The organism is Kitasatospora sp. NPDC097605, assembly GCF_040302725.1.
GTDB lineage: Bacteria > Actinomycetota > Actinomycetes > Streptomycetales > Streptomycetaceae > Kitasatospora.
Window position 1 is genome coordinate 117,176 of the sequence record NZ_JBEOSF010000011.1, and the last position, 13,168, is coordinate 130,343.

General features: G+C 72.2%; 12 protein-coding genes and 1 tRNA gene. 9 read left to right on the forward strand and 4 right to left on the reverse strand.

Annotated features, from left to right (window positions below; all coding sequences use genetic code 11):
• Nucleotides 1-13: 13 nt before the first annotated feature.
• Both ABTX81_RS15215 and rdgB read left to right on the forward strand, forming a co-directional pair.
• The gene (locus tag ABTX81_RS15215) at nt 14-403 is read left to right on the forward strand and encodes a hypothetical protein (protein WP_350544800.1); all 390 of its coding nucleotides are present in this window, start codon (nt 14-16) and stop codon (nt 401-403) included.
• A gap of 37 nt (nt 404-440) precedes the next feature.
• The gene (gene rdgB, locus ABTX81_RS15220) at nt 441-1,046 is read left to right on the forward strand and encodes an RdgB/HAM1 family non-canonical purine NTP pyrophosphatase (protein WP_350544803.1); all 606 of its coding nucleotides are present in this window, start codon (nt 441-443) and stop codon (nt 1,044-1,046) included.
• 62 nt (nt 1,047-1,108) lie between these two features.
• Here the strand turns inward: rdgB and ABTX81_RS15225 are convergent.
• Nucleotides 1,109-1,186 (reverse strand) — tRNA-Leu (locus ABTX81_RS15225).
• 524 nt (nt 1,187-1,710) lie between these two features.
• Between ABTX81_RS15225 and ABTX81_RS15235 the strand changes: the two genes are divergently transcribed.
• The gene (locus ABTX81_RS15235) at nt 1,711-4,059 is read left to right on the forward strand and encodes a chitinase C-terminal domain-containing protein (protein ID WP_350545042.1); all 2,349 of its coding nucleotides are present in this window, start codon (nt 1,711-1,713) and stop codon (nt 4,057-4,059) included.
• Nucleotides 4,060-4,145: 86 nt separating this feature from the next.
• Here the strand turns inward: ABTX81_RS15235 and ABTX81_RS15240 are convergent, their stop codons facing one another.
• Nucleotides 4,146-4,808 carry a hypothetical protein gene (locus ABTX81_RS15240; RefSeq protein WP_350544806.1) on the reverse strand — a complete coding sequence of 221 codons (663 nt, stop codon included), beginning with the start codon at nt 4,806-4,808 and terminating at the stop codon, nt 4,146-4,148.
• 183 nt (nt 4,809-4,991) lie between these two features.
• Nucleotides 4,992-5,468, reverse strand: a complete 477-nt coding sequence (bcp, locus tag ABTX81_RS15245) for a thioredoxin-dependent thiol peroxidase (RefSeq protein WP_350544809.1) — start codon at nt 5,466-5,468, stop codon at nt 4,992-4,994.
• 141 nt (nt 5,469-5,609) lie between these two features.
• On the opposite strand from bcp, the gene ABTX81_RS15250 reads away from it, so the two are divergent.
• From ABTX81_RS15250 to ABTX81_RS15265, 4 genes are all read left to right on the forward strand, one after another.
• On the forward strand, nt 5,610-5,951 hold the full coding sequence (locus tag ABTX81_RS15250) for a DUF3618 domain-containing protein (protein ID WP_350544813.1): 342 nt from the start codon (nt 5,610-5,612) through the stop codon (nt 5,949-5,951).
• A gap of 199 nt (nt 5,952-6,150) precedes the next feature.
• On the forward strand, nt 6,151-6,453 hold the full coding sequence (locus ABTX81_RS15255; RefSeq protein ID WP_350545045.1) for a GroES family chaperonin: 303 nt from the start codon (nt 6,151-6,153) through the stop codon (nt 6,451-6,453).
• Between the two features lie 156 nt (nt 6,454-6,609).
• Nucleotides 6,610-7,482, forward strand: coding sequence for an MBL fold metallo-hydrolase (locus ABTX81_RS15260; protein ID WP_350544816.1), 873 nt, complete (start codon nt 6,610-6,612; stop codon nt 7,480-7,482).
• A gap of 20 nt (nt 7,483-7,502) precedes the next feature.
• Nucleotides 7,503-8,681 (forward strand): winged helix DNA-binding domain-containing protein, encoded by a 1,179-nt coding sequence (locus ABTX81_RS15265; protein WP_350544820.1) that lies wholly within the window; start codon nt 7,503-7,505, stop codon nt 8,679-8,681.
• 12 nt (nt 8,682-8,693) lie between these two features.
• On the opposite strand, the gene ABTX81_RS15270 is transcribed toward ABTX81_RS15265, so the two are convergent.
• The gene (locus ABTX81_RS15270) at nt 8,694-11,165 is read right to left on the reverse strand and encodes a transglycosylase domain-containing protein (protein WP_350544823.1); all 2,472 of its coding nucleotides are present in this window, start codon (nt 11,163-11,165) and stop codon (nt 8,694-8,696) included.
• A gap of 260 nt (nt 11,166-11,425) precedes the next feature.
• Between ABTX81_RS15270 and ABTX81_RS15275 the strand changes: the two genes are divergently transcribed.
• Entirely contained in the window at nt 11,426-12,295 is an 870-nt protein-coding gene (locus ABTX81_RS15275) for an ABC transporter permease (RefSeq protein WP_350544826.1), read from the forward strand.
• Entirely contained in the window at nt 12,288-13,160 is an 873-nt protein-coding gene (locus ABTX81_RS15280) for an ABC transporter permease (protein WP_350544829.1), read from the forward strand. The genes ABTX81_RS15275 and ABTX81_RS15280 overlap by 8 nt, the downstream gene beginning before the upstream one ends.
• Nucleotides 13,161-13,168: the final 8 nt, after the last annotated feature.

Sequence of the window (13,168 nt, forward strand, 5' to 3'; positions counted from 1 at the left end):
CCAGGAGGACCGGATGCCCCAGAGCATCGCCCGCCCCACCATGCTCGCCGTGGCCGGCCTGATCGCCATCCTCCCGCTCAGCGCGGTCAGTTGCTCCGCCGCCCAGAAGGCGATCGACTGCGGCAACACCGCCGTCAAGATCACCGGCGACATCAACGAGGTCAGCAACGCCTACAGCAACGCGAGCAACGACGCGGCCGCCGCCGGGCAGGCGCTGCAGAAGCTGAAGAACGACCTCGACCAGCTCGGCAAGAACTCCGAGGACACCGACATCGCCCAGGCCATCACCGACCTCAGCACCCAGGTCGACAAGGTCCAGCAGGCGGTCAACAACAAGCAGGTCCCGGACTTCAAGCCGCTCGGCGACGCCGCCTCGAACCTCACCAAGGTCTGCACCGGCTGACCGGAATCGCGCCGTTCGCTCGGTTTAGGGTGGCTTCATGACCACTCGACTCATCCTCGCCACCCGTAACCAGCACAAGGTCGCCGAGCTGCGCGACATCCTCGGCGACGCCGGCCTGGACGTCGAACTGGTCGGCGCCGACGCCTACCCGGAGATCCCCGACGTCCCCGAGACCGGCGTCACCTTCGCCGAGAACGCCCTGCTGAAGGCGCACGCCCTGGCCCGCGCCACCGGCCTGCCGGCCGTCGCCGACGACTCCGGCCTCTGCGTGGACGTCCTGAACGGCGCCCCGGGCATCTTCTCCGCCCGCTGGGCCGGCAGGCACGGCGACGACCGCGCCAACCTCGACCTGCTGCTCGCCCAGCTCTCCGACATCGCCCCCGAGCACCGCGGCGCCCACTTCTTCTGCGCCGCCGCCCTCGCCCTCCCCGACGGCACCGAGCGCGTCGTCGAGGGACGCCTCCTCGGCACCCTGCGCACCACCCCCGCCGGCACCGGCGGCTTCGGCTACGACCCGATCCTCCAGCCCCTCGGCGACAGCCGCACCTGCGCCGAACTCACCCCCGCCGAGAAGAACGCCATCAGCCACCGCGGCCAGGCCTTCCGCGCCCTCGCCCCCGTCGTGAAGACCCTCCTCGGCTGAGCCCCGTAGGAATGAAATTGGCCCGTTTGCCTTCGATTCGAAGGCAAACGGGCCAATCTGCTTGGTACGCCCGGTGGGACTCGAACCCACGACAATACGGACCTAAACCGTACCTCTCTAGCCAGCTGGAGTACGGGCGCACGTCAAGGCAAGCGTACCGGCTGTCGGGGGCGCCGATAACAGGTTTGCGGTTCCGCCCGCGGTACGTCGGGGTGACGGCGTGGCAGGTCGGACAGAGCAGCCGGAGGTTCTCGCGCCGGTTGTCCAGCCGGTCGCCGTTGACGTGGTCCACCTCCCTCGCCGTCGGCGGGGCGGGGGAGGTGGGCGCGGCGCGGGGTTGGGGGTCGTCTGCATGCGGAGGAGGGTGGGGGTGGCTGGGGCTGGTGATGTGTCGGCGACCGTCGACAATCGGCCGTTCGACCGGGGATGTTGGGGAATTGATTACCAATTGGTACAGACCTATTGACCTATGTGGTTCAGACCACATAGCTTCAGCGCCAATCTGCTTTCCCCCACGTGCGTGCTCCCCCACAGGCACGCGCCGACACTCTGCCCGGAGGACCGAGTGTTGATCCGATCCTCGGCGGAGCGGCGTCCCACCGCTGCCCGTCGTTCCACGAGCCCGGCGGCCCGCGCCGGCCTGGCCTCGCTGGCGGCTGCCGCGATGGCCGGCCTGCTGGTGGCCACGCTGGGCGCGGCGCCCTCCCAGGCGTCCGCCACCGTCGACAATGCCGCCTGTCGCCCGGACGGCCTCTACGCCACCCCGGGCGTCGACGTCCCGTACTGCAGCGTCTATGACACCGAAGGCCGCGAGAAGATGGGCGCGGACCACCAGCGCCGCATCATCGGCTACTTCACGAGCTGGCGCACCGGCCAGGACGGCACCAAGCCGTACCTGGTCAGCGACATCCCGTGGGACAAGGTGACCCACCTCAACTACGCGTTCGCCCACGTCGATTCCAGCAACAAGCTGTCGGTCGGCACGGACAACGCGCAGAACGCCGCCACCGGGATGTCCTTCCCGGGCGTGCCCGGCGCCGAGCTCGACCCGTCGCTGCCCTACAAGGGCCACTTCAACCTGCTGACGAAGTACAAGAAGCAGTACCCGAACGTCAAGACGATGATCTCGGTGGGCGGTTGGACCGAGACCGGCGGGTACTTCGGGGACGACGGCAAGCGCGTCAACTCCGGCGGCTTCTACTCGATGACCGTCAACCCGGACGGCAGCGTCAACCAGGCGGGCATCGACACCTTCGCCAACTCGGCCGTCGACTTCATCAAGAAGTACGGCTTCAACGGCGTCGACGTCGACTACGAGTACCCGACCTCGATGAAGGACGCGGGCAACCCGCTGGACTGGCAGCTCGCCAACAGCAAGCGCGGCTCGCTGGCCAAGGGCTACGCGGCGCTGATGAAGACGCTGCGCGAGAAGCTGGACCGGGCCGGCGCCGCCGACGGCAAGCACTACCTGCTCTCGGTCGCGGCCCCGTCGTCCGGCTACCTGCTGCGCGGCATGGAGACCTTCCAGATCGCGCAGTACCTGGACTACGTCGACATCATGTCGTACGACCTGCACGGCTCCTGGAACAAGTACGTCGGCCCGAACGCCGCGCTGTTCGACGACGGCAAGGACGGCGAGCTGGCGGCGGCCAACGTCTACGGCACCGGCCAGTACGGCGGCATCGGCTATCTGAACGCCGACTGGTCGTACCACTACTTCCGCGGTGCGATGCCGGCCGGCCGGATCAACGTCGGCCTGCCGTACTACACCCGCGGTTTCAAGAACGTCCAGGGCGGCACCAACGGCCTCTGGGGCACCGCCTCCGCGACCACCTGCCCGGTCGGCTCCGGCCTGACCTCGTGCGGTGACGGCGCGGTCGGCATCGACAACATCTGGAACGACAAGGACGACGCGGGCAAGGAGTCCCCGGCCGGGTCGAACCCGATGTGGCACGCCAAGAACCTGGAGAAGGGCATCGTGCCCGACTACCTCTCCAAGTACGGCGTGAGCGACACCGCCCTGCAGGGCAGCTACGTGCGCAACTACAGCTCCACCCTGGTGGCGCCGTGGCTGTGGAACGACGCCAAGAAGGTGTACCTGTCCACCGAGGACGAGCAGTCGATCGCCGCCAAGGCCGACTACATCGTCAACCAGGGTGCCGGCGGCACGATGATCTGGGAGCTCGCGGGCGACTACAAGTGGGACGCCACCGCCAACGGCGGCAAGGGCCAGTACGTGCCCGGCGACACGCTGACCACGCTGATGTACGACAAGTTCAAGGCGGCCTCGCCGTACGGCGCGACCCGCTCGACGACCACCCTGCCGAAGCAGACCCTGCCGATCGACGTGTCGTTCACCAACTTCGCGCTGGGTGACTCGAACTACCCGATCAACCCGAAGATCCACATCGTCAACAACTCGACGACGACCCTGCCGGGCGGCACCGAGTTCCAGTTCGACTACAGCAACTCGGCCCCGGGCAACGCCAAGGACCAGTCCGGCTTCGGTCTGACCGTGATCAAGCAGGACCACACCGGCACCGGCAACGTGGGCGGCCTCAAGGGCACCTACAACCGGGTCTCGGTGAAGCTGCCGGGCTGGCAGTCGCTCGCGCCGGGCGCGTCGATCGACATGGACTTCGTCTACTACCTGCCGGTGTCCACCCCGTCCAACTGGACGGTCAACGTGGGCGGCACGCTGTACGGCCTCAAGGGTGACCTGACCCGCGGCGCGGTGGACGGCGGCACGACCCCGACCACTCCGCCGACGACGCCTCCCACGACGCCGCCGACCACCCCGCCGACCACCCCGCCGACCACTCCGCCCACCACGCCGCCGACCACGCCGGCCGGTTGCGCGGGTGCGCCGAGCTGGGACGCGGGCACCACCTACGGTTCCCCGACCAAGGTCTCCTGGAAGGGCCACTACTACCAGAACAAGTGGTGGACCAAGGGCGACGACCCGAGCGCCAGCGGCGCCTGGGGTGTCTGGAGCGACCTCGGCACCTGCTGATGACAGCGGTCGCCTGAGGTGAGAGACGGCGGTGGCGGTGCACCCGGTCGGGGGGTGCGCCGCCACCGCTGCTTCACGTTCCCGGCCTACTTCTCGATGTCGCCGCGCATCTTGGCGAACAGGGCGGCGGCCTCGGCAGGGGTGGTCTTCGGGAACAGCGCGACGCCGGCCGTGGAGGCGTCGGACCAGCCGCAGACGACGTCCGTGGTGGGCGCCTCCGGCAGCTTCAGGCACTCCAGCGAGCCGCCGAGCGGGCCGGCCGGGTACGGCGTGGCGGTGGTCGGGTCGCCCGTGGAGCCGTTCTGCAGGGCGTAGTCGATCATGCCGCGCCAGAGGTGCTCACGGCGCTTGGCCGGGTCCTCGGGGATGTTGTCGACGGCGATCAGCAGGATCCGGCGGCCGGAGGTCTGGCCGGGGCGGTCGAAGTCGGAGACCACCAGGTGCATGTTCTCGCGCATCTCGCCCGGGTCGACGGCGATGTCCGAGACCGCGTCCTTGCCGACCGTCTTCGCCAGCCCGCCGGCCGTCCTGGCCTCGACCACCTGGCGCTTGCCGGCCGGAGCCGCGGTGGCCGGGGCGGTCGCGGTGGGCTGGGCCGTGGTGCTGGCGGTGGTGCCCGCCGTCGGCTGGGCGGGTGCCGTGGCGGTGGCCGGCGGCGGTGCGGCGGTGTCCTCGTTCTCCGGCCCGCAGGCGGTCAGCGCGAGCGCCGCGACGATCGCGCCGGCGACGGCGACACGGGCGGTGGACACGGATCTGGCACTCTGCACGGCTCTACTCCTGTGGCAAGAACGGAACCCGGGCGGCTGGCACCCGGCGAGCAGAACGCTAGGGGGTGCCGGTCTCCCGCCGACAGGCCCCGGGCAGAGCGCGGACAGCACCGGGACACGGCGGTGACGAAGCGTCACTCCGCGCCGCCGTGTCCGGACGCTGCGTCAGGCCGCCTCGACCTTGAGGTCGCGCAGCAGCTTGGCCACGTGGCCGGTCGCCTTGACGTTGTACAGCGCGTGCTCGACCTTGCCCTGCTCGTCCACGATCACGGTGGAGCGGATCACCCCGGTGACCGTCTTGCCGTACAGCTTCTTCTCGCCGAACGCGCCGTAGGCCTCCAGCACCTTCTTCTCCGGGTCGGAGAGCAGGGTGACCTTGAGGTCCTCGGCCTCGCGGAACTTGCCGAGCTTCTCCGGCTTGTCCGGCGAGATGCCGATGACGTCGTACCCGGCGCCGGCGAAGACCTCCAGGTTGTCGGTGAAGTCGCAGGCCTGCTTGGTGCAGCCGGGGGTGAGCGCGGCCGGGTAGAAGTAGACGATCACCTTGCGGCCGAGGTGGCCGGCGAGGGACACCTCGTTGCCGTCGGCGTCGGGCAGGGTGAAGGCGGGCGCGGTGTCACCGGGCTGGAGACGCTCACTCACGGGATTTCTCCTGGTGCTGGACGGGCGGTCGTACCACGGCAAACTTACCTCCGATGGTGGGTGGGGCCGCGCGGCCCCGCGTGCCAGCTGACACACTGGGTCAGTCGCACAGGACGAACATCAGTGAATGGGGTGGCCCGAGTGGGCGAGGCGAGCAGTACGGACAAGTCGGCGCGGACGACCGCCCAGATCGAGGCGGACATCTCCCGGACCCGCACCCAGCTGGCGGCGACGCTGGACGAGCTCGCCGTGCGCGTGCACCCGACCACCATCTCCGCCCAGGTCAAGGCGAAGGCCGTGGCCGCCGTCGAGGAGAAGGCCGGCCGGGCGTACGTGGCCGCCAGCGGCCTGGTCGAGCAGGCCCGCGCGCAGTTCGTGGACGAGAAGGGGCAGCCGCGCAAGGAGCGGATCGTCCCGGCCGCGCTGGTCGGCGTCGGCCTGGTGCTGCTGGTCGCCTCGGCGCGCAAGCGCCGCAAGGGCTGACCGCCACCGCCTCCGCCCCGGGCCGGACACCCGGTGTCCGGCCCGGGGCCGTTCGCCCACCGGGCTGGCGTCACACGCCGCGCCCGGGGGCGGTACCTTCGGGGTCGTGAGTACGAACGACGAACCGACCCAGCAGTCCCTCCCCGGCGAGGCCGACGCGCCGCGTCACGACCGGCTGGGCGAGAAGCTGCCGATCAAGATGCTGCACGACCGCGTGCTGGTGAAGACCGAGGCCGGCGAGGGCGAGCGCCGCTCCACCGGCGGCATCCTGATCCCGGCGACCGCGGAGATCTCCAAGCGCTGCGCCTGGGCCGAGGCGGTCGCCGTCGGTCAGAGCGTGCGCTCCGTCGAGCCCGGCGACCGGGTGCTCTACGACCCCGAGGACAAGCTGGAGGTCGAGGTGCGCGGCGCCAGCTACGTGCTGCTGCGCGAGCGCGATCTGCACGCCGTCGCCGCGATGCGCTTCGGTGACACCGAGGGGTCGACGGGGCTGTACCTGTAGTCGACGAGCGGGTTCCCCGGGTGGGCCGCCGTGCCGTGGGCGCGGCGGCCCACCGGCGTTTCCGGCGTTTCCGGGGGACTGTCCTCCGGGGGACTGTCGGAGCGCGGTGGTAGCGTCGCCGGCGGGGACGAGGCGGAGAGCGGGACGGGGGACGGCATGGGCGACGCTCTGATCGACTTCGGCGGCACGGCCTCGGAGGTCCGGGGCCTGGACGTCCGCTGGATCCACGGATCGGAGTCGGCGAAGCACAACACCGATCCGGACATCCAGGTGCACCGGTACGACGAGCACACGTTCGTGCTGCGGCAGAACATGGCGGTGAACTACGAGGCCCCGTTCCTGTTCCTGCTGTTCGGCAACGAGCGGGCGGTGCTGATCGACACCGGGGCCACCGCGTCGGCGGAGTACTTCCCGCTGCGGGAGACGGTCGACGGGCTCGTCGACTCCTGGCTGGAGCGCAACCCGAGGGACGGCTACGGGCTGCTGGTGCTGCACACGCACGGGCACGGGGACCACGTCGCGGGCGACGGGCAGTTCGCGGACCGGCCGGACACCACGCTGGTGCGGGCGGACCGGGCCACCGCCTGGGCGTTCTTCGGGTTCGACCGGGACGCCGACGCCGTGGCCCGGGTGGACCTCGGGGGCCGGGTGCTGGAGTGCCTGGCGACGCCGGGGCACCACGCGGCGGCGGTGACGTTCCACGACGCGTGGACCGGTTTCCTGCTCACCGGCGACACGGTCTACCCGGGGCGGCTCTACATCCAGGACTGGGCGGCGTTCGCGCGCTCGATCGGCCGGCTGGTGGACTTCTGCGAGGGCCGGACGGTCACCCATGTGCTCGGGTGCCACATCGAGATGAGCGTGCAGCCGGGGGTGGACTACCCGATCCGCTACACCTACCAGCCGCACGAGGTCCCGTTGCAGCTCACCGTCGACCACCTGCGGGAGATCCGCGCGGCGCTGGAGGAGATCGGCGACGTGCCGGAGCGGCGGGTGTTCCCGCTCTTCATCCTGTCGCCCGACGGCTGATCGGGTCCTAGGATCCGCTCATGGCGATCAACGGGGCGGCTCCGATCGACGACGGGCAGCGGCGGGCGCGGTTGGGGCGGCGGTTGCTGCTGGCGCCCGCCGGGTGGGCGGCGCGGGCGGAGGAGGTGGCCGACGCGGTCGTCGGGCTGCACGCGTCCGACCCCGTGACGGTGTACCTGTCGGCCTGCGCGCGGCTGCGCGAGCCGTCGGCGGCGGAGGTGGAGCGGGCGCTGTACGACGACGTCTCGCTGGTGAAGCTGCTGTCGATGCGGCGGACGCTCTTCGCCGTGACCGAGGAGTTCGCGCCGTACGTGAGCGCGGCGGCGGCGCGGCAGATCGCGGCCAAGGAGCGGGCGACGCTGCTGAAGCACCTCGCGGAGTTCGCCGAGGGGTGGAGCGAGGCACGGCTGGCGGAGACCGAGCGGGCGGTGCTGGCGGCGCTGGCGGAGCGCGGCGAGGCGACCACGGCGGAGCTGGCCGCGGACGTGCCGGCGCTGCGCGAGACGATGCTGATGTCGGCGGGCAAGCCGTACGAGGCGAAGCAGAGCGTGGGCAGCCGGCTGCTGCGGCTGCTGGCCTCGGACGGCCATGTGCGGCGGTGCCGGCCGCGCGGGTCGTGGCTGAGCAGCGGCTATCCGTGGGCGCCGGTGGAGCCGTGGCCGGAGGTGCCGGTGCGGGAGGCCAAGGCGGAGGTGGTGCGGCGCTGGCTGGCGTCGTACGGGCCGGGCACCGTCGAGGACGTGAAGTGGTGGACGGGCTGGACGCTGCGGGACGTGCGTGGGGCGCTGGCCGACGTGGGCGCGGTGGAGGTGGCGCCGGCGGGCGGTGCGGCGGGGCTGGTGCTGCCGGGGGACGAGGGGCCGGTGGCGGCGCCGGAGCCCTGGGCGGCGCTGCTGCCGGCGCTGGATCCGGCGGTGATGGGCTGGCGGGGCCGGGACTGGTACCTGCGGCCCGAGGACGTGCCGGCGCTGTTCGACCGGGCGGGGAACGCGGGGCCGACGGTGTGGTGGTGCGGCCGGGTGGTCGGCGGCTGGGCGCAGCGGGCGGACGGCGAGGTGGTGTGGCGGCTGTTCGAGGACGTGGGTGCCGGGGCGCGGGCGGCGGTCGCGGCGCAGGCGGAGCGGCTGGCGGCCTGGCTGGGGGAGGTCCGGGTGACGCCGCGGTTCCGGACGCCGCTGGAGCGTGAGCTCTCGGCCTGAGGCAGGTCCCGGTCAGGCCGGTGGCGGGGTGGCCGGTTGGGCGGTGGCGGGGGGTCTGGGGGTGGTGGGCGGCGGGACCGGGGTGTGCGGGGCCGGGGCCGGGGCCTCGGTGGGGGCGGTGGTCGGCGGTTCGGCGGTGGGCCGGTCGGCGGTGGGCCGGGTGCTGGGGGTCGTCTGCGGCTGTGTGGGCTCCTGCGCGGCGGGCGCCGCGGGGGTGGACGGTTCGGGGGCGGTGGCGGGCCGGTCCGGTTGCGGTTCGGGGTCGGTGGTGGCCGTGGTGGGCCGCCGGGGTGTGGCGGGGGCGGCCGGTGCGGCGGGGGCGGCCGGTGCCGCCGGCGCCGGCGGGGCCTGGCCGGTTTCGCCGTGGCCGCCGGTGGTGTCCGGGGACGGCGAGGGGGTGGTGGACGCGGGGGCCGGGGCGGTGGCGCCCGGGGCGCCGCCGTGGCCGCCGGTGACGGCCCGGCCGTTGCCCTCGCCGGGTTCGAGGTCGAAGGCCTGGACGTCGGTGCCCTCCAGGGCGTCGCCCATGTAGGCGGTCCAGATCCGGGTGGGGAAGGCGCCGCCGTTGATCCGGGCGTAGCCGGCGGTGCCGGCCAGCGGTTCCTTGGCGTGGGTCTTCGGGTTCTCCCGGAAGAGGCCGACGGTGGTGGCGAGTTCGGGGGTGTAGCCGGCGAACCAGGCGGAGAGGTTGGCGTCGGTGGTGCCGGTCTTGCCGGCGGCGGGCCGGCCGAGGTCGAGGGCGGCGGCGCCGGTGCCGCGGACGCTGATGACGTCGCGCAGGACGTCGGTGACGGCGTCGGCGGTGCCCCGGTCGAGGACGGTGGCGGCGTCGTGCCCGGGCAGTTCGGGTGTGTCGACGGGGCCGGTGCCGGGGGTGATCCGTTCGAGTCCGGCCACCGACCAGGGGTGGTGGGCCTCGCCGTGGTTGGCGAGGGCGGCGTAGACGCCGGCCAGGTCGAGGGCGCTGGGAGTGGCGGTGCCGAGGGTCATCGAGGTGTTGGCCGGGTCCATGCCGGGCACGTCGTCGGGGATGCCGAGCCGGATGGCGGTCTCCCGGACGTGGTCGAGTCCGGCGTCCACGCCGAGCTGCGCGTACACCGAGTTGACGGACTTGACCATGGCCTGGCGCAGGGTGACGGGGCCGTAGTCGATGTCGTCCTCGTTGGGCGGCGCGTACGGGGTGGGGCCGTCGGTGACGGGGCGTTCGCTGGTGCCGTCGTAGCGGGTCTCGGTGGTGATCGGGCGGCCGTCGCCGCTGCTGTGGTTGGAGGTGAGGGCGGCGGCGAGGTCGATGGGCTTGAAGGTGGAGCCGATCTGGTTGTCCTGGCGCAGCGCGTCGTTGTAGGGCTGCTCGGCGTAGTCGGGTCCGCCGTAGACGGCGACCACCCGGCCGGTGGCGGGTTCGACGGAGGCGCCGGCGACGCGGACGTCGGTGTCGGTGTCGGGCCGGGCGGCGGGGTCGAGTTCGCCGGTGAGCTCGTCCTGGACGGCGCGTGCGAAGGCGTCCTGCTTCTCCTGGTCGAAGGTGGTGGTGATGCGCCAGCCGCCGGCCTTGAGGGTGGCGCTGTCGAGGGTGCCGCTGGCGACCAGGTACTCGTCGGCGACGCCGACCAGGTAGCCGGCCTGGCCGGCCAGGCCGGTGGCGGGCTGCGGGTCGATCGGGTCGGGGAACGCGAGGCCGGCGCGTTCGGTGGCGCCGAGGAAGCCGAGCTGGACCATGCCGTCGAGGGTGTAGTGCCAGCGGGCGACGGCCTTCTCGCGGTTGGCGGGGGTGGCGGTCTTCACGTCGAAGGCGCTGGGGGCCTGGAGCAGGGCGGCGAGGTAGGCGCTCTGCGGGAGGGTCAGTTCGGAGACATCGACGCCGTAGTAGGCGCGGGCGGCGCTCTGGATGCCGTAGGCGCCGCGGCCGAAGTAGCTGGTGTTGAGGTAGCCGGCGAGGATCTCGTCCTTGCCGCGCTGCTGGTCGACCTTGAGGGCGATGAGGAGTTCGCGGCCCTTGCGTTCGATGGTCTGGCTCTGGGTGAGGTAGTAGTTCTTGACGTACTGCTGGGTGATGGTGGAGCCGCCCTGCAGTCCCTGGCCGGTCAGGGTGTTCCAGCCGGCCCGGACCATGCCCGTCAGGTCGATGCCGCGGTTCTGGTAGAAGGTGCGGTCCTCGGCGGAGACCACGGCCTGCCGGGTGCTGACCGGGATGCTGTCGATGGTGACGTCGGTGCGGTTGACGGCCCCGGTGCGGGCGATCTCGGTGACGCCGTCGGCGTAGAGGTAGACGTTGCTCTGGGCGACCGCCTGGGCGTTGGGATCGGGCAGCGGCACGATGACGTAGAGCACGGCGAAGGCCCCGACGGCGAGCAGCACCGTGGTGAGGACGGCGCCGAGGGTGACCCGCCAGGTGGGCAGCAGCCGTCGCCGGAGCGGCAGGGCGCGGCGTGCCTCGCGGCGGGCGGCCCGTCCGGCCCGGCGGCGGCTGGTGCTCAGGGTCATGCGGAGATTATGTGCTATTTGACTGGTGATCAGGCGCCGGGGCGACTCCGTACGGGTGGTGGAAAACCGGGTGCGCGCGGGATATCGCCGCAGTACGGTGAAAGGTGCAAACCACATAGCGCGGCCGTTTCGGGCTCCGGCCCGGTTCAGCTCCGCCCGCCCGGCCCGGTACCCCCGGGGGAGGGTGGCCGGGGCCGGTCCGGCATGCGCGCCCGCGGACAGGGTCTCCCTGCGCCGCTATTTGTCGATAAGGAGACAATATGCAGAAGCTTGAGCCGCAGCCGGCCGACTCCCGTCCTCCTGATCCCGGCGGCGGCGCGCGCGCCGCCCTCCGCCTGTACGCCGCGGTCCTGCGCGGCGCGTTCCGCCGCTTCTCCACCTACCGGGCCGCCACCCTGGCCGGCGCCTTCACCAACACCGTCTTCGGCTTCATCCTCGCCTACACCTTCCTCGCCCTCTGGCAGGCCCGCCCCGGCCTCGGCGGCTACGACGAGGCCGCCGCCGTCACCTACATCTGGGTCAGCCAGGCCCTGCTGATGACGGTGGCCGTGATGGGCGGCGGCTTCGAGGACGACGTCCAGGAGCGCTTCCGCAGCGGAGACATCGCCGTCGACCTCTACCGCCCGGTGGACTTCCAGGGCTGGTGGCTGGCCACCGACCTCGGCCGGGCCGGCTTCCACCTGCTCGGCCGGGGCGTGCCGCCGGTGCTGGTCGGCGCCCTGGCCTTCCGCACCCGGATGCCGGAACACCCGCTGACCTGGGCGGTCTTCCTGCTCTCCGTGCTGCTCGCGGTGGTGGTCAGTTTCGGCCTGCGGTTCCTCGTCGCGCTCACCGGCTTCTGGCTGCACGACTCGGAGGGCGTGCGGACCCTGATGGTGATGGTGTCGATCTTCTTCTCCGGCATGCTGCTGCCGCTCGCGCTCTTCCCCGGCCGGCTCGGCGACCTCGCCCCGGTGCTGCCCTGGGCGGCGCTGGTGAAGGTGCCCACCGACGTCTTCCTGGAGCGCGTCACCGGCACCGGACTGATCGGCGCGCTGGGGTTCCAGCTGGCCTGGGCGCTGGCGCTGCTCGCGGCCGGGCGGCTGGTCCAGCTGCTCGCGACCCGCAAGGTGGTGGTCCAGGGTGGCTGACCAGTCCCCGCCGGCCCACGGGACCGCCGGGTTCGGGCCCCGTGAACCGCTCGCCGCCCGGACGGCGTGGGCGGTGCGCTCCTGGTGGCTCACCGCCGCCATGTGGACCAGGGCGATGATGTCCTACCGGGCGTCGTTCGTGATGATGACCGTCGCCAACGTCGTCATCACCTTCCTCGACTTCGTCGTGATCATCCTGATGTTCCAGCACACCGACAGCCTCGGTGACTGGACCCTGCCCGAACTCGGCTTCCTCTACGGCACCTCCGCGTTCGCGCTCGGCACGGCCAACCTCTTCGTCGGCACCGTCGACGCCCTCGGCGAGCGCATCCGCACCGGCACCCTGGACACCATGCTGGTGCGGCCCGCGCCGGCGCTCGCCCAGATCTGCGCCGAGCGGTTCTCGCTGCGCAGGCTCGGACGGCCCGCGCAGGCGGCGGCCGTCCTGGGGTGGTCGCTGGTCGTGCTGGACGTCCGCTGGACCTGGGACCGGGTGCTGCTGGTGCCCGTGCTGCTGGTCTGCGGCACCCTCATCTTCGCGGCGCTCTACATCGGCTTCGCCAGCCTGCAGTTCTGGTGGGGCGAGTCCGGGCAACTGCACCACTCCTTCACCTACGGCGGCGCGACCGTGCTGCAGTACCCGCCGACCGTGTTCGCCAAGGAACTGGTCGCCGGAATCGTCTTCGGCGTGCCGCTGGCCTTCGTCAACTGGCTGCCCGCCCTGCGCATCCTCGACAAGCCCGACCCGCTGGGCCTGCCCGCCGCCTTCCGGTTCGCCTCGCCGCTGGCCACCGCGCTGAGCCTGGCCGCCGCCGGACTGGTCTGGCGGGCCGGCCTGCGCGCCTACCGCGGCGCCGGCAGCTGACCCCCCGT